This window comes from Streptomyces canus 299MFChir4.1 (genome assembly GCF_000383615.1).
Classification (GTDB): Bacteria; Actinomycetota; Actinomycetes; order Streptomycetales; family Streptomycetaceae; genus Streptomyces; species Streptomyces canus_C.
In genome coordinates this window covers 599,240-617,512 of the sequence record NZ_KB911582.1, presented here as the reverse complement: position 1 = coordinate 617,512, position 18,273 = coordinate 599,240, and the positions used below count along the sequence as shown (strand labels likewise).

Annotated in this window: 13 protein-coding genes and 1 pseudogene; 12 read left to right on the top strand and 2 right to left on the bottom strand. The window is 70.4% G+C overall.

Annotated features, from left to right (window positions below; translation table 11 throughout):
- Positions 1 to 118 precede the first annotated feature (118 nt).
- From rplU to H293_RS0102735, 9 genes are all read left to right on the top strand, one after another.
- Complete coding sequence (gene rplU / locus H293_RS0102775; RefSeq protein WP_007381993.1) at positions 119 to 439, top strand: 50S ribosomal protein L21; 321 nt, start codon at positions 119 to 121, stop codon at positions 437 to 439.
- Positions 440 to 453: 14 nt separating this feature from the next.
- Positions 454 to 708 carry a 50S ribosomal protein L27 gene (gene rpmA / locus H293_RS0102770; protein WP_007381992.1) on the top strand — a complete coding sequence of 85 codons (255 nt, stop codon included), beginning with the start codon at positions 454 to 456 and terminating at the stop codon, positions 706 to 708.
- A 121-nt stretch (positions 709 to 829) separates the two neighbouring features.
- Positions 830 to 2,266, top strand: coding sequence for a GTPase ObgE (gene obgE, locus H293_RS0102765; RefSeq protein WP_020116353.1), 1,437 nt, complete (start codon positions 830 to 832; stop codon positions 2,264 to 2,266).
- A 101-nt stretch (positions 2,267 to 2,367) separates the two neighbouring features.
- A complete protein-coding gene (locus H293_RS0102760) occupies positions 2,368 to 3,885 on the top strand; it encodes an FG-GAP-like repeat-containing protein (protein WP_020116352.1) in 1,518 nt (505 codons plus the stop codon).
- Positions 3,886 to 4,087: 202 nt separating this feature from the next.
- Complete coding sequence (locus H293_RS0102755; RefSeq protein ID WP_020116351.1) at positions 4,088 to 5,638, top strand: alkaline phosphatase D family protein; 1,551 nt, start codon at positions 4,088 to 4,090, stop codon at positions 5,636 to 5,638.
- A 91-nt stretch (positions 5,639 to 5,729) separates the two neighbouring features.
- The gene (locus H293_RS0102750) at positions 5,730 to 6,893 is read left to right on the top strand and encodes a hypothetical protein (protein ID WP_020116350.1); all 1,164 of its coding nucleotides are present in this window, start codon (positions 5,730 to 5,732) and stop codon (positions 6,891 to 6,893) included.
- 144 nt (positions 6,894 to 7,037) lie between these two features.
- Positions 7,038 to 8,537 (top strand): bifunctional cytidylyltransferase/SDR family oxidoreductase, encoded by a 1,500-nt coding sequence (locus H293_RS0102745; RefSeq protein ID WP_020116349.1) that lies wholly within the window; start codon positions 7,038 to 7,040, stop codon positions 8,535 to 8,537.
- A gap of 130 nt (positions 8,538 to 8,667) precedes the next feature.
- A complete protein-coding gene (locus H293_RS0102740) occupies positions 8,668 to 10,749 on the top strand; it encodes a hypothetical protein (RefSeq protein WP_028807490.1) in 2,082 nt (693 codons plus the stop codon).
- Positions 10,750 to 10,857: 108 nt separating this feature from the next.
- Positions 10,858 to 12,051: a glycosyltransferase family 2 protein gene (locus H293_RS0102735; protein ID WP_028807489.1), complete on the top strand. Its 1,194-nt coding sequence runs from the start codon at positions 10,858 to 10,860 to the stop codon at positions 12,049 to 12,051.
- Here the strand turns inward: H293_RS0102735 and H293_RS52510 are convergent.
- Positions 12,035 to 12,752 (bottom strand): annotated as a pseudogene (locus H293_RS52510) (hypothetical protein); the annotation flags it as partial. The gene H293_RS0102735 and the pseudogene H293_RS52510 overlap by 17 nt on opposite strands.
- A 21-nt stretch (positions 12,753 to 12,773) precedes the next feature.
- Complete coding sequence (locus H293_RS0102720; RefSeq protein ID WP_199790123.1) at positions 12,774 to 14,768, bottom strand: hypothetical protein; 1,995 nt, start codon at positions 14,766 to 14,768, stop codon at positions 12,774 to 12,776.
- 252 nt (positions 14,769 to 15,020) lie between these two features.
- Here H293_RS0102720 and proB point away from each other — a divergent pair, with 252 nt between their 5' ends.
- The 3 genes from proB to H293_RS0102705 all read left to right on the top strand — a co-directional run bounded on the left by proB (position 15,021) and on the right by H293_RS0102705 (position 18,251).
- Entirely contained in the window at positions 15,021 to 16,127 is a 1,107-nt protein-coding gene (gene proB / locus H293_RS0102715; RefSeq protein ID WP_020116343.1) for a glutamate 5-kinase, read from the top strand.
- A gap of 184 nt (positions 16,128 to 16,311) precedes the next feature.
- Positions 16,312 to 16,875, top strand: a complete 564-nt coding sequence (locus tag H293_RS0102710) for a hypothetical protein (RefSeq protein WP_106968246.1) — start codon at positions 16,312 to 16,314, stop codon at positions 16,873 to 16,875.
- 89 nt (positions 16,876 to 16,964) lie between these two features.
- Positions 16,965 to 18,251: a glutamate-5-semialdehyde dehydrogenase gene (locus H293_RS0102705; protein ID WP_020116341.1), complete on the top strand. Its 1,287-nt coding sequence runs from the start codon at positions 16,965 to 16,967 to the stop codon at positions 18,249 to 18,251.
- Positions 18,252 to 18,273: the final 22 nt, after the last annotated feature.

Here is an 18,273-nt window from a genome sequence, read left to right as displayed (position 1 = left end):
GCCACATCCCCGTAAACCTCTTCCTCTCGGGTCGCTGTTCTGGCCGGGAGAGGCCGCTCGTTCTGCCGGGCGGCTGGACTGCGGGGGTGCCGTTCCCGAGCGAGAGAGTGAGATCCGCGTGTACGCCATCGTGCGCAGCGGTGGTCGCCAGCACAAGGTTGCTGTCGGCGACATCGTTGAGGTTGACAAGATTTCCACTGCCAAGGTTGGCGACACGGTCGAGCTCTCGACCCTGCTCGTTGTCGACGGCGACGCTGTGACCAGCGACCCGTGGGTCCTGGCCGGCATCAAGGTCCAGGCCGAGGTCGTGGACCACCACAAGGGCGTCAAGATCGACATCCTTCGCTACAAGAACAAGACCGGCTACCGCCGTCGTCAGGGCCACCGCCAGCAGTACACGGCGATCAAGGTCACTGAGATCCCCGCGGCTGCGAAGTAAGGGACTGAGGAGAGATGGCACACAAGAAGGGCGCATCGTCCACCCGTAACGGTCGTGACTCCAACGCTCAGCGCCTCGGCGTGAAGCGCTTCGGTGGTCAGGTCGTCAACGCGGGCGAGATCCTGGTCCGCCAGCGCGGTACCCACTTCCACCCGGGTGCGGGCGTCGGCCGTGGCGGCGACGACACGCTGTTCGCGCTGAACGCCGGTGCGGTGGAGTTCGGTACCCACCGTGGCCGCAAGGTCGTGAACATCGTTCCGGTCGCCTGACGCTTCAGGCAGCTGATCGGAAGCTTTCGCGAGGCGGACCTCACTTCCCTGGTGGGAAGGCGGGTCCGCCTTTCGCGTGTTACTGAAGTAGTACTCGTACCGTTTTTGGAGGCACCGAACCATGACCACCTTCGTGGACCGCGTCGAACTGCATGTCGCCGCGGGTAACGGAGGTCACGGCTGTGCCTCCGTCCACCGGGAGAAGTTCAAGCCGCTCGGCGGTCCCGACGGCGGAAACGGCGGACGGGGCGGCGACGTCATCCTGACCGTCGACCAGTCCGTCACCACGCTGCTCGACTACCACCACTCCCCGCACCGCAAGGCCACCAACGGCAAGCCCGGTGAGGGCGGCAACCGCTCCGGCAAGGACGGCCAGGACCTGGTCCTGCCGGTGCCGGACGGCACCGTCGTCCTCGACCGGCAGGGCAACGTCCTCGCCGACCTGGTCGGGCACGGCACGTCGTACGTCGCCGCCCAGGGCGGCCGCGGCGGTCTCGGCAACGCGGCGCTGGCCTCCGCCCGCCGCAAGGCCCCCGGGTTCGCGCTGCTCGGCGTGCCCGGCGACCTCCAGGACATCGTCCTGGAGCTCAAGACGGTCGCCGATGTGGCACTGGTCGGCTACCCGAGCGCGGGCAAGTCCTCGCTGATCTCGGTGCTGAGCGCGGCCAAGCCGAAGATCGCCGACTACCCCTTCACCACGCTGGTCCCGAACCTGGGCGTGGTCACCGCGGGCGACACCGTCTACACCATCGCGGACGTGCCGGGCCTGATCCCGGGCGCCAGCCAGGGCAAGGGCCTCGGCCTGGAGTTCCTGCGGCACGTGGAGCGCTGCAGCGTCCTCGTGCACGTCCTGGACACCGCCACGCTGGAGTCCGACCGCGACCCGGTCTCCGACCTCGACATCATCGAGGCGGAGCTCAAGGAGTACGGCGGCCTCGGCAACCGTCCCCGCATCGTCGTCCTGAACAAGATCGACGTACCGGACGGCAAGGACCTCGCCGAGATGGTGCGGCCCGATCTGGAGGCGCGCGGCTACCGCGTCTTCGAGGTGTCCGCCGTCGCCCACATGGGGCTGAAGGAGCTCTCCTTCGCGCTCGCCGACCTGGTCGGCACGGCGCGGGCCGCCAGGCCCAAGGAGGAGGCGACCCGGATCGTCATCCGGCCCAAGGCCGTGGACGACGCGGGCTTCAGCGTGGTCCGCGAGGAGGACGGGCTGTTCCGGGTGCGCGGCGAGAAGCCGGAGCGCTGGGTGCGGCAGACCGACTTCAGCAACGACGAGGCCGTCGGCTACCTCGCCGACCGCCTCAACCGCCTCGGTGTGGAACAGGAGTTGATGAAGGCGGGCGCCCGTTCGGGCGACGGCGTCGCCATCGGCCCCGAGGACAACGCCGTCGTCTTCGACTGGGAGCCGACCGTCATGGCCGGCGCCGAGATGCTCGGCCGGCGCGGCGAGGACCACCGCTTCGAGGAGCCCCGGCCCGCCGCCCAGCGCCGACGCGACAAGCAGGCCGAACGGGACGAGGCGGCCCAGGAGTTCGACGACTTCGAACCCTTCTGAGTGAACGCCGGGTGACGTCCCGTCATCCCTGAGGACAACCAACCGCCCTTCCTGTGAGTCGTACGGAGCAATCCGTACGACCGTCACAGGAGGGACGCGGCATGCGCGTACAACGAAGAGGATGGCGCACGGCACTCGCCGTCGTCCTGGCGGTCGGCGGTGCGGTCGCCCTGCCCGCCACCGCGGGGGCCGCGGCCGCCCCTCACCAGGTGCGGGACGACTTCAACGGGGACGGCTACGCGGACCTCGCGGTGGCCGCGCCCGACGGGACCGTCGCGGGGCGGGCGAAGGCCGGTTTCGTCGGCGTGCTGTACGGCTCGGCGAGCGGCCTGAAGTCCTCGACGAAGCAGGTGTTCAGCCAGAACACGGCGGGCGTCCCGGGCGGTTCCGAGGCGGGCGACCGCTTCGGCAGCGCGCTCACCACCGCCGACCTGGACCGGGACGGGTACACCGACCTGATCGTGGGCGTGGGCGGCGAGGACAGGGGCTCGGGCCGGGTGCAGGTCGTCTGGGGCGGTGCACGCGGTCTGGCGGGCGGTGCCACCCTCGCCTCCGGTGCGGCCGGCCAAGGGCTCGGCGCCCAGGGCCACCTCGCTGCGGCCGACGTCGACGGGGACGGCGCGACCGATCTGCTGACGGCGGTGGACCGGTACGGCCTGGTGGCGACCGGCGGCCCCTTCACCCGCTCCGGCTCCGCCACCGGGAAGCGCCAGGTGGTGAAGGACAGGTACGACAGCCGCGTCCTCGACCTCGACGTCGGCGACCTCAACGGCGACGGGATCACCGACGTCGTTGCCGCCCAGACCGGCACCGACACCTTCGACTCCCGGCGGATCGCGTACTGGTGGGGCACCAAGGACGGCCTCACGCCCTGGACCCTGGTCTGGGACATCGACGGCGCCGCGCTCCAGGGCGGCGAGAACCTCGCGGTCGGGGACGTGAACCGGGACGGCTACGCCGACATCGTGGTGGGCCGGGCCGTCGACGGCTACGAGAGCGACCACGACGCCTACCGGGCCAAGGGCGGCCGGGTCACCTGGATACCCGGCACCTCGGGCGCTCCCGACGGAGTGGCGGAGCAGGCCGTCAACCAGGACAGCCCCGGCGTCCCCGGCACCGCCGAGAAGGGCGACCGCTTCGGCACCGACGTGCAACTCGCGGACGTCGACGGGGACGGCTTCCTCGACGTGGTCACCGGCGTGCCCGGCGAGGACCTGGGCCCCGCCACCGCACCGAACTCCGTCAAGGACGCCGGCGCGGTCGTCGTGCTGAGCGGCCGGGCCGACGGGCTGACCGGAGTGGGCTCCCACCAGGTGGTCACGCAGGACAGTCCGGGGGTCCCGGGGGCCACCGAGAAGGGCGACGCCTTCGGCGGAGCCGTCCATGTGGGTGACGCGAACGGCGACGGACTGGCCGACGTCGCGGTCGGCGCGCCCGGCGAGAACGCTGGTGCGGGGTCCGTGTGGTCCTTCCGGTCCCGGGGCCAGTACGTCGTCTCGCCCGGTGGGGTGCCGATTCCGGCCACCATCCTGGGGCCTGACGGCACGTTCACCTTCGGCCACACCCTCCTCGGCACCACCGCGGCGAAGGCCCGTCTGGGCTCGGAATTCGCCAACTAGAAACCAAAAGATCGTCAGTCGGCAGTGTCCTGAAGGCCGTTGCGCCGGGATCACGTTCATCATGTGATACCCGAGTCGCAACGGCTCTTCTGTTGTCTACCTATTTGTCATGCACGCGAACACTCTGGTTCAACGCACGGATCACCCCGAAGCGTGAGCTTCCAGGGTGCCCAAGAGGTCAGCGACGTAAGGGAGTTCGCCCATGTACGGAGCAGCATCACCCGGCCGACGCCGCTTTCTGACCGCCGGTGCCGCCGTGCTCGGCGCCGCCGCCTCCGCCCAGCTGTGGCTGCCGGGGACCGCGCGAGCGGCGGAGCCCCCGCTGCCCGACGGAGTGTTCAGCCTCGGCGTGGCCTCCGGCGACCCGCTGCCGGACGGCATCGTGCTGTGGACCCGGCTCGCCCCCGATCCGCTGAACGGCGGAGGCATGCCCGACCGGGTGGTGCCGGTCGAATGGGAGCTCGCCGAGGACCAGCGCTTCAGAAAGGTGGTCCGCCGCGGCACCGCCCAGGCCCTGCCCGCGTACGGACACAGCGTCCACGTCGACGTACGGGGACTGCGCGCGGGCCGTACGTACTGGTACCGCTTCCGCGCCGACGGCCAGCTCTCGCGCACCGGCCGCACCCGCACCGCCCCCGCCCCGCACAGCTCCGGCGGCAGCCTCCGGGTCGCGCTCGCCTCCTGCCAGAACTGGCAGAACGGCTACTTCACTCCGTACGCCGACATGCTCGACCAGGACCCGGACGTCGTGCTGTTCGTCGGCGACTACATCTACGAGTCGGCGCCGTCGTCGGCGGGCCCGCGCCGGCACGAGGGCACGGGGGAGCCGTACACCCTCGCGCAGTACCGCAACCGGTACGCCCAGTACCGCACCGACCCGGACCTCGCCGAGATCCACGCGAGCACGCCCTGGGTGGTCACCTTCGACGACCACGAGGTCGACAACGACTGGGCGGGGGAGATCCCGCAGGACCCCGACAAGCAGCCCCACGACACCTTCGTAAACCGGATCACGGCGGCCTTCCAGGCGTACTACGAGCACATGCCGGTGCGCGCCACCGCCGTCCCGAACGGCCCGCACATCCAGATGTACCGGCGCCTGGAGTTCGGCCGGCTGGTCCGGCTGAACGTGCTCGACACCCGCCAGTTCCGCAGCGACCAGGTCACCAGCCAGGCCGCCGCACAGGATCCCTCGCTCACCATGCTCGGCGCCGAGCAGAAGCAGTGGCTCCTGGACGGGCTGCACGGCTCACCGGCCCGCTGGAACCTCATCGCCTCGCAGATCATGATGGCCGAGACCGACATCCTGCCCGGCGAGGGCAAGCTCTGGTACTACGACGCCTGGGACGGCTACCAGGTCGAACGCAACGCCCTCCTGGAGGAGTTCAGGAGCGTGCGCAACCCGGTCGTGCTCTCCGGGGACCGCCATCTGACGATGATCAGCGACCTCAAGGTGGACTACGCCGACCCGTCCTCCCGGGTCGTCGGCGCCGAGTTCGTCGGTACGTCCATCTCCAGCAACGGCGACCAGGACCAGGCCGCCTTCCACGCCCAGTGGGACCCGCTGATGGCGGACAACCCGCACTGGAAGTTCATCGACGCCCACCGCGGCTACCACCTCTTCGACATCGACCGGTACGGCATCGACGCGCAGGTCAGGGCCGTGGACACGGTGGTCAGGCCGGAGGCGACGGCGAGCACGCTGGCGCAGCTGCGGGTGGACGCGGGCAAGCCGGGGGTACGGCCCGCGTGAGCGCGGGTCGCCTGAGAGGGGCGTGCTCCTCAGCACAGTCCCACGCTCCTCTCAGGTGACACTCAGGCACTTCTCTTACCGTCCTCCGACTATGGAGACGGACTGTACGAGAGACGACCTTCCGGTGAACGGCGTGACCGCTCCGCTGCCCGTCGGCACGCGCCTGCTGCACATCGGCCCCCACAAGACCGGCACGACCGCCGTCCAGGGCGCGCTGTTCGCGGCGAAGGCCCAGCTGCCCGAGCACGGCGTGGTCTTCCCGGCGCGCAGCAGGCACCCCATGGAAGCCGCCCTGGCCGCGTGCGCGAGGCCCGCGATGATGGGCGACACCGCGCCCACCGAGAAGCACTGGACGCGGCTGCTGGAACAGATCGGGGCAACCGGCGCGATGACCTCGGTGATCAGCAGCGAGTTCTTCGCCGACGCCGAGGACGACGACACGGTCGCGCGGATCGTCGAGCAGCTCGGCGGGGACCGCTCGCACGTGCTGGTCACACTGCGTCCGCTGGTGCGGATCATGCCCTCGCAGTGGCAGCAGTACGTGCAGAACGGCCTGCGCATGGGCTACGAGGACTGGCTCACCCACATGCTGCGGAAGGCGCCGTACGAGCAGCCCAACCCCACCTTCTGGCGCCGCCACCGGCACGACCGGCTCGTGGCGCGCTGGATGCGGGCGGTCGGTCCCGAGCGGATCACCGTCCTCGTGGTCGACGACCGCGACCGTGGTGGTCTGCTGCGCACTTTCGAACAGCTCCTCGGGCTTCCCGAGAATCTCCTCCAGCCCGTCCCGGACGCCGCGAATCGTTCTCTTACTCTCGCCGAGACCGAAATGCTGCGGAATCTTAACAAGCAATTCCGTGGCAATGGACTGCCCGACGAGTTGTATTCCAGGCTCGTTCGCAACGGCGCCGTCATGCATATGAAGAACGCGTGCAGTCCCTCGCCCGAGGACGTGAAGATCCTCACTCCGAAGTGGGCCGTGGAAGCCGCTGCCGGGATCGGTGCCGAGATGGCCCGGAACATCGCGGACACGGGCGTGCGGATGGTCGGTGACCCAGGTCTCCTGTCCGCCGTACCGAAGGCGCCCGCGCCGGCCGGGATCCCCGCGCCGCGGATCTCCCCGGAGGTGGCGGCCCAGGCGCTTTACGGGGCGCTCGCCTCGGCGGCCAAGGCGCGTACGGTGCATCAGACGTCGTCGAAGGAGCTGATGCGGGTACTGGGACACCGGTGCCTGAAGAAGCTGCGCCGGCGCTGAACTCCCGCACGGTCGTCGTTACCGGCAGTGCAAGATGAATGACAGGTAGCGCGTACATATGCAGTGAACGGCGGTCACCTTGCACAGCGGTAACCGCAAGTGGGACCATTTCCCCGTTCCCTGTCGCCCCGAGGTAGGTCTTCTGTGTCCCAGCACATCGCCAAGCCCCGTACCACCGCAGTGATCCTGGCCGGTGGTACCGGTCAGCGCGTGGGTCTCTCGATCCCCAAGCAGCTGCTGAAGATCGCCGGCAAGGCAGTCATCGAGCACACCCTGACCACCTTTGAGAAGGCCGACTCCATCGACGACATCATCGTCCTGATGGCGCCCGGCTACGTGCCCGACATAGAGAAGATCGTCGCCAAGGCCGGGTTCACGAAGGTCAAGAAGATCATCGAGGGTGGCTCCACCCGGAACGAGACCACCGAGCGCGCCATCGAGGCCCTCGGCGAGGGCCTGGCCGAGGGCGAGGACCTCAACGTCCTGTTCCACGACGCCGTACGCCCGCTGCTCTCGCGGCGCGTGATCGACGACTGCGTGGTCGCCCTCGAGCGCTACCAGGCCGTCGACGTCGCGATCCCGTCCGCGGACACGATCATCGTCACGCGCAAGCACGGCGACGACGGCGAGTTCATCACCGAGATCCCGGACCGCTCCCGGCTGCGCCGCGGCCAGACCCCGCAGGCCTTCAAGCTGTCCACCATCAAGCGCGCCTACGAGGTCGCCTCCGGTGACCCCAACTTCCAGGCCACGGACGACTGTTCGGTCGTGCTCAAGTACCTGCCGGACGTGCCGATCCACGTCGTCGCGGGTGACGAGTACAACATGAAGGTCACCCAGCCCGTCGACGTCTTCATCGCCGACAAGCTCTTCCAGCTCGCCTCGACCGCCGCTCCCGAGCAGGTCAGCGACGATGCCTACCGCGAGCTGCTCACCGGCAGGACCATCGTCGTCTTCGGCGGCTCCTACGGCATCGGCAAGGACATCGGCGAGCTCGCCGAGGCCTACGGCGCCAAGGTGTACGCGCTGGGCCGCTCCACCACCGGCACCCACGTCGAGAACCCGGAGGAGGTCGACGACGCGCTGTCCAAGGCGTACGCCGAGACCGGGCGCATCGACTACGTCGTCAACACCGCGGGCGTGCTGCGCATCGGCAAGCTGGCGGAGACCGACAACGCCACCATCGAGGAGGCGCTGAAGGTCAACTACCTGGCCCCGGTGCAGATCGCGCGCTCCTCGTACAAGTACCTGGCGGAGACCAAGGGCCAGCTGCTGCTGTACACCTCCAGCAGCTACACCCGCGGCCGCGCCGAGTACAGCCTGTACTCCTCGACCAAGGCGGCGATGGTCAACCTCACGCAGGCCCTGTCCGACGAATGGGCGGGTGATGGCGTCCGGGTGAACTGCATCAACCCCGAGCGCACCGCCACGCCCATGCGCACCAAGGCCTTCGGGCAGGAGCCCGCGGGCAGCCTGCTGTCCTCCGAGGCGGTGGCCCGCACCTCGCTCGACGTGCTGCTCTCCGAGTTGACCGGGCATGTCATCGACGTCCGCCAGCAGGACCCGACGGCCTCCGCGGGCCAGGCCTCCGGCTTCGAGGCCGCGCTGGCGAGTGTCCTGGACCGTCAGGACGGCGTGGCATAATCAGGGACAATTAGTTTTCGGTAAATTCAGGCCTCTGTGGCTGCCCGTTCCTGGCGCATTCACAGGGGCCTGAAGCCTTAAGCACCGTTAATTCGTAAACAACCGGCATCCCTCCCAGAGCAGGTTTTCAGTGATAAGCACTGCTATTCGCGTCGCCCGGGTGGGCAGCGCGGCCGAGCTGGCCGCGGCGGTCCTCATGCTGGCGGGTTTCCCCGCCATAATGGTGGCCGCGCTCATCCCGAGCGTCCCCGCCTTCGCGGCCGCGACCGCGGTCACGTACCTTGCGGACCACTATCTGCACCGCCAGGGCAGTTATCTGATCAACCGCCTCAGCAAGGTGCGCGCCGGACTGTCGATCCGCTTCCTGATCAGACAGCTCCTGCTGATCCTGCTGCTGGCCCGGCTCGACCTCTCCAACAACCTGATCTTCTACGGCGCCACCGCCTGCTTCATCGCGTTCTACGGCCTCCAGGCCCCGCACGGCGCGCTGGTCACCCTGATCCGCAACCGCCGCCGGCTCCCGGTCGCCACCCGCAACGTCGACCTGGCCTCCCGCATCCGCATCCCGGACGCCCCGCCGCTGGGCCTGCTGAACCGGTCGGCCGAGAAGATGCTCCACCTCGACCTCGCGGCCGTGGTCGGCATACTCGTCGCCGCCGCGATGGACGCGGCGCTGCCGGGCTTCATCGGCATCGGCGTGACGATAGTGCTCGGCTCCCTGTACGTCCTCGCGCTGATGCCGTACGTGCGGGGCAAGAAGGTCCCGCCGAACGCCGACAAGGTGCTCGCCAAGGTCGACGAATGGCTGCGCGACTACCAGCCGGAGACGGTGCTCTACTTCTCCGGCTCCAAGGACTCCGTCTACCAGGTCAACATGTGGCTGGAGACCATGGAGCAGCTGGACTCCCGGCCGCTGATCATCCTGCGGGAGCGCGTCATCCTGCAGAACCTCGCGCCCACCACGGTCCCCGTCATCTGCGTGCCCGGAGGGGTGCATCTGATGAACATGGACCTGTCCACGGTGCGCGTCGCGCTGTACGCGGCGAACGTCGGCAAGAACATCCACCTGCTGCGCGTGCCCACCATGAAGCACGTCTTCATCGGCCACGGCGACAGCGACAAGCTGGCGAGCGTCAACCCGTTCAGCAAGGCGTACGACGAGGTGTGGGTGGCCGGCCGGGCCGGCCGCGACCGCTACGCCATCGCCGATGTCGGTGTGCGCGACGAGGACATCGTCGAGGTGGGCCGCCCGCAGCTGGCGCCGATCCAGAACGGGCAGGGCGTGCCCGAGGGTCCCCGCGGCGGAGCCGCTGACGGATCCTGCCCGACCGTGCTCTACGCGCCCACCTGGGAGGGCTGGGACGGCAACCCGGGCAACACCTCGCTGATGCTGGCCGGCGAGAACATCGTGAAGAAGCTGCTGAAGGCCGACCCGCCGGTCCGTGTCCTCTACAAGCCGCACCCCTTCACCGGCACGGTTCTGCCCAAGGCGGGCGCCGCGCACCAGAAGGTCACCGCACTGATCGAGAAGGCCGCCGCCGAGCGCGCCACGGACCCCCGCTTCCAGGCCGACGCGACCGTGTCGGCCGCGGCCAAGGCCGAGCTCGCCCGCATCGAGGCGCGGCTCGCCGTCCTGGTCGGCAGCGGCGGCGAGAAGGGCGACGAGGCCGAGGCCACCCGTGACGGTGTGGTCGACGTGGCCAAGTACGAGGAGATCGCGCGGCTGCGCGGCGAGTGGAACGACGCGTACTGGCGTGCCTTCCCGGTGTGGGAGCACCGGGTGGTCACGGGCGCCGAACCGCGGCTCTACGACTGCTTCAACGTCTCCGACGCGATGGTCTCCGACATCTCCAGCGTGGTCTCCGACTTCATCGCGAGCGGCAAGCCGTACGCGGTCACGGACTCCGCGGAGCTGGGCGTGGAGGAGTTCAAGCGGCAGAACACCGCGGTGCGGGCCGCCACGATCCTGTCCAACAAGGCCACCGAGCTGGGTGAGCTGCTGGACGCGGTCCGCGACCCGGCGGCCGATCTGCTGGCCGAGGACCGGGTGGAGCTCAAGCAGTACCTGCTCGGACCGGACGAGCCCACGTCCATCGAGCAGTTCAACACCGCGGTCGCCAACCTCGCGATCAAGGCCGAGGCGCGCAATGTCGGCCAGGAGTCACGGGCGGCGGCCTCCGCGGCGGAGGCCGAGGCCACGACCAAGGCCTGACCTCCCCTTCGTAAAGAAAGGGCCCGGTTTTCGGGGGTGATCCCGAAAACCGGGCCCTTCCTGCGTATCCCTGGGCGTCGGAACAACCCACCGCGCCGAGGGGGAACAGTGTCCCTTGCCCAGCCTGATGTGACCGTGGTCATCGGGGCCTACGAGGCGATGCCGTACCTGGTCGACTGCCTGGCCTCCGTCGAGGCGCAGACGATCGGCCACGCCCGCGTCGAGGTCATCGCGGTCGACGACGGCTCGGCGGACGGCACCGGCGAGTACCTGGAGGAGTTCGCCGCGCGCACGTCCCTCGACGTCACGGTGATCCGGCAGGACAACTCCGGCGGCCCCAGCGGCCCGCGCAACGTCGGTCTGGGAAAGGCGACCGGGCGGTACGTCTTCTTCCTCGACGCCGACGACCGGCTCGGCCCCGAGGCCCTGGAGCGGATGGTCGCGATGGCAGACCGCAACGGCACGGACGTCGTCCTCGGCCGGGTCGAGGGCGTCAACCGCAAGCCGCCGACGTCGATGTGGGGGCAGACCCTGGAGCGCACCGACGTGTTCTCCTCCAACATCAAGTTCACGCTGAGCGCGCAGAAGCTGTTCCGCCGCGCGTTCCTCGAACGGCACAGCATGCGCTTCGACGAGTCCCTGTGGACCGGTGAGGACGCCCTGTTCACCATGGAGGCTTATCTGCGGGCCGACGGCGTCTCCGTGATCGCCGACCACACCTGCTACTACCTGGTGGGCCGCGAGGACGGCAAGCACGTCACCAGGACCGGCAGCCACACTCTGCGCTTCGACTCCGCGCGCGCCCTGATGAACCTGATAGCCGACATGGTCCCGGCGGGCGCGAGACGCGACGCACTGATGGTCCGGCCCTTCCTCGTCACCCTGCTCCCGCAGTTCGGTCCGAAGTTCCTGAAGGACGGCGAGGCGGTGCGCCAGGAGAAGCTGGAGCTGGCGAAGCCCCTGGTGGACGCCTACTGGACGGGCGAGGTGGCCCACCGTCTCCGCGTCCACGAACGTCTGCGGCTCCAGCTGGTGGCGATGGGCCGCCCGGACCTCCTGGTGGAGGTCCTGGAGTTCATGAGGGCGAAGAAGACCCCTCAGCCGGTGCTGGAGAAGGGCGGCCGCCGGGTGTATTTCGCCTACCCGTTCTTCCGCGACGGGCCGACGGGCCTGCCCGACTCCGTCTACCTGGCCGAGCCGCGCGAGGCCAGGGAGGTGCCGGGCTACCGGGAGGTCGGCGTCGACCAGCTGCTGCGGCGGGCGGTCCGCAAGGCGCGCCGGGCTCTCACCCCGGCGGCCTGAGCGTCCCCGAGGCGCACACCGTCTCCTCGTCCCGCCGCTGCCCCGGCAGCCTGCGCCCCCGGGCCACCGCGCTCAACGCCTGAACGGCCCTGTCGAACCGTTCCTGCGCACTCGGCTCGTCCGGCCCCAGCAACCGCCGCTTCAGCTCGGCGCGGGCGCCCCCGCCGCGTCCGGCGTCAGCGCGGTCGCCGCCCCCGCCGTGGGGAAGGCCGCACGGAACGCGGTCTCGCTCAACCCGCCGGTGTTGGCCACGGCGTACGGCTTCCCGCTCGCCAGGAAGTCGCTGACCACGCTGGACACATCGCTGATCAGCAGGTCGGCCCGGTTGAAGCAGCCGTACAGCGCGGGCCGGACGTCGGTCACGACCTGGTGCTCCCACTCCGGCAGCGAGGCCCAGTACGCCCGCTCCCAGGCCGCCGTCGCCCGGACCACCGCCTCGGCACGGCCCGCCTCCGGCGTGGACTGCAGCAGCATCCGCTCGACCGAGTCCGCGGCGGTCCGGAAGGTCGCGATGGTGAGCCGGTCCAACTCCTCGGTCCTGCGCGAGAGTTCACCGTCGTCGACGGGCAGCCGTACCCCCGGGTCCGCCAGCAGCGCCCGCACGAGGTTCTCGCCCGCCTCGATCACCGACGTGTTGCCGGGTTGCCGTCCCAGCCCTCCCAGGTCGGGGCGTACAGCACGGTCGTGCCTTGCCGGGCGGGGAGGTGCGGTGCGGAGGTGCGTCAGGCGAGCGGGGCCAGCAGGTCCTCGGCGCGTTCCGCCGTCGACCGGTCGGCCAGGTCGTTGACGGCCGCGTTGAACCGCTCCATGGAGGTCGGACGGTCCGGGCCCAGCACGTACTCCTTGAGCGTGCGGCGCCGCGCGGCCATGGGGTCGTGCAGGGGCTCGCGGACCGAGCGCAGGATCTCCGGCAGCCGGGTGCAGGCCCGGTCGAGCAGATAGGCGCCGCCCGCGGTGGTGTAGGCGGCCCGGAACTCCTCGTCGGGCAGGTCCTGGGCGTTGGTCAGGACGTACGGCTTGAGGCTGGCCACGAAGTCGGCGACCACCGAGGAGACGTCGCTGACGAGGAGGTCCGCCTGGTTGAAGCACTCGTACAGGGTGGGGAGCTGTTCGAGGATCACGTGGTGCCGGGCGCCGCTCCGGCTCGCCCAGAAGATCCGGTGCCACTCGTCCCGCAGCTCCTGCCACTCGGCCGCGCCGTCCCCGTCCGGGACCCGCGCGTCCCGCACCTGCTGGGCGTCGTCGCCCTCGTGGCGGCCGGACATCTCGTCCAGCCGGGCCCGGATCTCCTGGAGCCGGGCTCCGGCGGCCTCCGAGGCCTCCGCGCCCTTCTTCTCGTCGCCCCGCAGCAGCTCCCTGATGGTCCGGTCCGCGGCGGCCGCCTCGGGCGAGCGCTTGCCGGTGAGGGGGTGCGGCTTGTAGATGATCCGCACGTCCTCCGCGAGGAGCCCCTCGATCAGGGGTACGCCCATCGTGATCAGGGAGGTGTGGCAGTCGTCGTCGCTCCAGCCCTCCCAGGTGGGCGCGTAGAGGACGACGGGCACCGGGCCGGGGACGTGCTCGGCGTGCGAGCGGACCGGGGCCAGCTGCGGGCGGCCCACCTCGACGATGGCCTCGTCACTGATGGCGTGCCGCACCCTCTGATAGCGGTCCCGGCCCGCCTTTCCGGCCACCCAGATCTCGTCGTACACCTTGCTGACCCGGTTGCTGCTGGCGAGCTTGTCGCTGTCGCCGTGGCCGATGAAGACGTGCTTGGCCTCGGCGACCCGCAGCATGTGGACGTTCTTGCCGGCGTTGCCGGGGTAGAGCACGACCTGGACGCCGGACAGGTCCAGCTCGGCCAGGTCGTCGGCCTTGGGCACGCAGACCACGGGGATACGGGTGCGGGCGAGGAAGCGGAACGAGGCCCGCTCGCGCAGGACGATCACCGGGCGCCGGTCGAGCTGCTCCAGCGTCTCGATCCACATGTTGACCTGGTACATGAAGTCCCGGGACACCGCGGCGAAGCTGAAGTACAGGGCAACCTCGGGCCGGTACGCGGCCAGTTGGCGGTTGACCCCGTCGATCACCGCGTCCCGGCCGGGCATCCGGCGGACCGCGCGGAACTGTCCCAGCAGGGCCGCCAGGGCGACCGAGGCGGCGCCGATGGTCAGCGCGTAGCCGGCGTAGGCGGCATACCAGGTTCCGGTGGCCAGCGCGGCGATCAGTCCCGCGTGAGCCGGCAGGTCGAGGTGGAGCAGCTTGCGCAGGAAACGCCGATAGAGCCAGGCGGGCGGCCGTTCGGGTATGTCGATCCCGCTCATGTCGAGATTGCGCACGACCACCGGGAGTACGCGCCGCCTGCGGATCGCGTGATGCAGCGCCGAATACATCATCACCAGCAGGACATGGGCGCTGAGGACGGCGAGCCCGGTGATCAGCACCGCGTCCGGTGCGTCCGTCCGGTCGGCCAGGGCGAGCAGCATCACCGTCCGTACGGCGAACCGCATCGTGCGGCTGAGCTGCAGGGTCGCCAGGCGGCGGACGAAGCCCGGGGCCTTCGTGTGCAGTGCCTCGTCGGCCAGATACGTCACGGCCCACGCCGCCGTGAACCCCCATAGCGACGGCAGCAGCGCCAGGACGGGGAGCGCCGCGAAACCGGCGGCGAAAAGGATCACCAGGAGAAGTTCGGTTTTCCCGCGAACGCGCAGGACGGCGCACAGCCGACGGATGTTCATGGCCAGTTCGACACGGGTGGATGACTGAAGGTTGTACATCCGGATGTCAGAAAGAATTCACTTCCGATTAATGGGAGGGTGTACTTCCGCTTTTCTCGGAACGGGAACCGGACGGCTCCCCGAAGGCGTCCGGTATCGGGTCCGGGGATCGGACGGATGCGCGTCGCCGCGTCCCCTTCGCGTACATTGCGGGCGAGGTACCCACAGTGGCGCGAGGGGACAGGACACAAGGTGGCAGGGGCAAGGCAGGCCGTGGGCGAGGCCCGCAGAATCGTCGTCAAGGTCGGTTCCTCGTCGCTGACCACCGCCGCCGGCGGCCTCGACGCCGACCGGGTCGACGCGCTCGTCGACGTCCTCGCCAAGAGCCGCAGCGGAGGAGAGAAGGAGATCGTCCTCGTCTCCTCCGGAGCCATCGCCGCCGGACTCGCCCCGCTGGGCCTGCGCCGCCGCCCCCGGGACCTCGCCCGCCAGCAGGCCGCCGCCAGCGTCGGCCAGGGCCTGCTCGTCGCCCGCTACACCGCCTCCTTCGCCCGCTACGGCGTCCGCGTCGGCCAGATCCTGCTGACCAGCGACGACATGAGCCGCCGCGCCCACCACCGCAACGCCTCCCGCACCCTCGACAAGCTCCTGGCGATGGGCGCCCTGCCGATCGTCAACGAGAACGACACCGTCGCCACCGACGAGATCCGCTTCGGCGACAACGACCGGCTGGCGGCCCTGGTGGCCCATCTGGTCCACGCCGACCTGCTCGTCCTGCTCTCCGACATCGACGGCGTCTACGACGGAGACCCGAGCAAGCCCGGGACCTCGCGGATAGCCGAAGTGCGCGGTCCCGAGGACCTGGCGGGCGTCGAGATCGGCAGCGCCGGCAAGGCGGGCGTCGGCACCGGCGGCATGGTCACCAAGGTCGAGGCGGCCCGGATCGCGGCCGCCGCCGGCATCCCCGTGGTGCTGACCAGCGCGGTCCACGCGGCCGAGGCGCTGTCCGGCGGTGACACCGGCACCTACTTCCACCCCGCGGGCAAGCGCTCCGCCGACCGGCTGCTGTGGCTCCAGCACGCCTCCACCCCGCAGGGCGCGCTGATCCTGGACGACGGCGCGGTGAAGGCGGTCGTCGACCGCCGCACCTCGCTGCTGCCGGCCGGGATCGCTGGCGTCGAGGGCGAGTTCGTCGCGGGCGACCCGGTCGAACTGCGCGACGGCACCGGGCACGCCGTGGCCCGCGGGCTCGTCAACTTCGACGCCAAGGAGATCCCGCGGCTCCTCGGCCGCTCCACCCGGGAGCTGGCGCGCGAACTGGGGCCGGCCTACGAGCGGGAGGTCGTCCACCGGGACGATCTGGTGATCCTGCACCCTTGAGGGCCGCCCGATGCCTCGCGGGGCCGGTGTGCCCGAAAACGGGGTGAACGCCCTGCCAAGAGCGTCGCCCTGAGGTGGACGTTCCGCAAAACCGCCCCACGAGCCCTTGCGGCCTGCTCAACTTTGTCCCAGGGACACATTCCGCCCGACCCCGTGGGTCGACGTGTGCATGAAGGAGGCCGTCGTGAGACGAGTGCGCCCTGGGGCGGCCGCGTCCCGCGCTGGTGCGGCGGCTTCCCGCGGCGGCTCCGGTCCGTCCGCGGGGACCGTGGCCCGGACGGCCGGCGGCTCCTCGGCCCCGGCCGCGGACGAGGCCGGGGGCCCGGCCACACGGGCGGCCGGTGAGGAGCGGGCCCTGACGAGCGTCGCGGCCGGCGACCGGTACCGGGGCGAGGAGCCCCAGGACCTGCCGCGCCTGTGGCACGTCACCCTCAGCGTCTCCGGCGACGAGGCCCCGCTGAAAGAGGTCCGGCGCGCCCTCGAACAGCTCGCCCACGACCACCCCTTCCTGCTGACCAGCCGCTACGCCAACGACCACGCGGAGATCCGCTACTGGGAGGAGGCCCGCGACCTGCACGACGCGGCCGCCGTCGCCCTGCGCCTGTGGGGCGAGCACCGGCAGACCGCGGGACTGCCGCCCTGGGAGATCGTCGGCCTGGAGGTCATCGACCGCCAGACCTACCACCAGCGCATCGCCGAGGGGTACGGCCCGCCCCCCGCCTCACCGGTCGGAGCCCACCCGTTCTGATCCCGGCCCCGTGACGGTGTCCCTTTGATCCCGTCTCGCGCTGTGGAACAAGCGGTGGACGCCCCCTGTGGGCGCACTACCCTTCCGTTATGACCTCGCTCTCGCCGTACGACTCCATGACCCCGGTCGTCCAGGCCGCCTACCGGGCCAAGGCCGCCGCCGCCGACCTCGCCCCGCTGCCCCGGGCCGAGAAGGACGACGCGCTGCTCGCCATCGCGGACGCCCTCGAGGTCCGTACGAGCGAGATCGTCGAGGCCAACGCCAAGGACATCGCCAAGGCCCGCGAGGCCGGCACCAGTGAGTCGATCATCGACCGGCTGACCCTCACCCCGGAGCGGGTGCGCGCCATCGCCTCCGACGTCCGGGACGTCGTGGCGCTGCCAGACCCGGTGGGCGAGGTCGTGCGCGGCTCGACCCTGCCGAACGGCATCGACCTGCGCCAGGTCCGCGTCCCGCTCGGCGTGGTCGGCATCATCTACGAGGCCCGCCCGAACGTCACGGTCGACGCCGCCGCCCTGTGCCTGAAGTCCGGCAACGCCGTCCTGCTGCGCGGCTCGGCCTCCGCGTACGAGTCGAACACCGCCCTCGTACGGGTCCTGCGCGACGCCGTGGGCGGCGCCGGACTCCCCGCCGACGCCGTCCAGCTCGTGCCCGGCCAGTCCCGGGAGAGCGTGCAGGAGCTGATGCGCGCCCGCGGCCTGGTCGACGTGCTCATCCCGCGCGGCGGCGCCTCGCTGATCCAGACCGTCGTGACGGAGTCGATCGTCCCCGTCATCGAGACCGGCACCGGCAACTGCCACGTCTACGTCGACGCCCAGGCCGACCTCGACATGGCGATCGACATCCTGATCAACTCCAAGGCCCAGCGGGTCAGCGTCTGCAACGCCGCCGAGACCCTCCTGGTCCACCAGGACATCGCCCCCGAGTTCCTGCCGCGCGCCCTGGACGCCCTCGCCGAGGCCGGGGTGACCGTCCACGCCGACCCGCGCGTGCTGGCGTACGCGAAGGACACCAAGGCGACCGTCGTCGAGGCCACCCTGGAGGACTGGGACACCGAGTACCTCTCCTACGACATCGCCGCCGCCGTCGTCGACTCGCTCGACAAGGCCGTCGAGCACATCCGGCTGTGGACCTCCGGCCACACCGAGGCCATCGTCACCACCTCCCAGCAGGCCGCCCGCCGCTTCACCCAGCTGGTCGACTCCACGACCGTCGCGGTCAACGCCTCCACCCGCTTCACCGACGGCGGCCAGTTCGGCTTCGGCGCGGAGATCGGGATCTCCACCCAGAAGCTGCACGCGCGGGGTCCGATGGGACTGCCGGAGCTCACCAGTACGAAGTACATCGTCACCGGCGACGGTCACATCCGCCGCTGAGCCGGGGCGCCAGGGGGCGCGC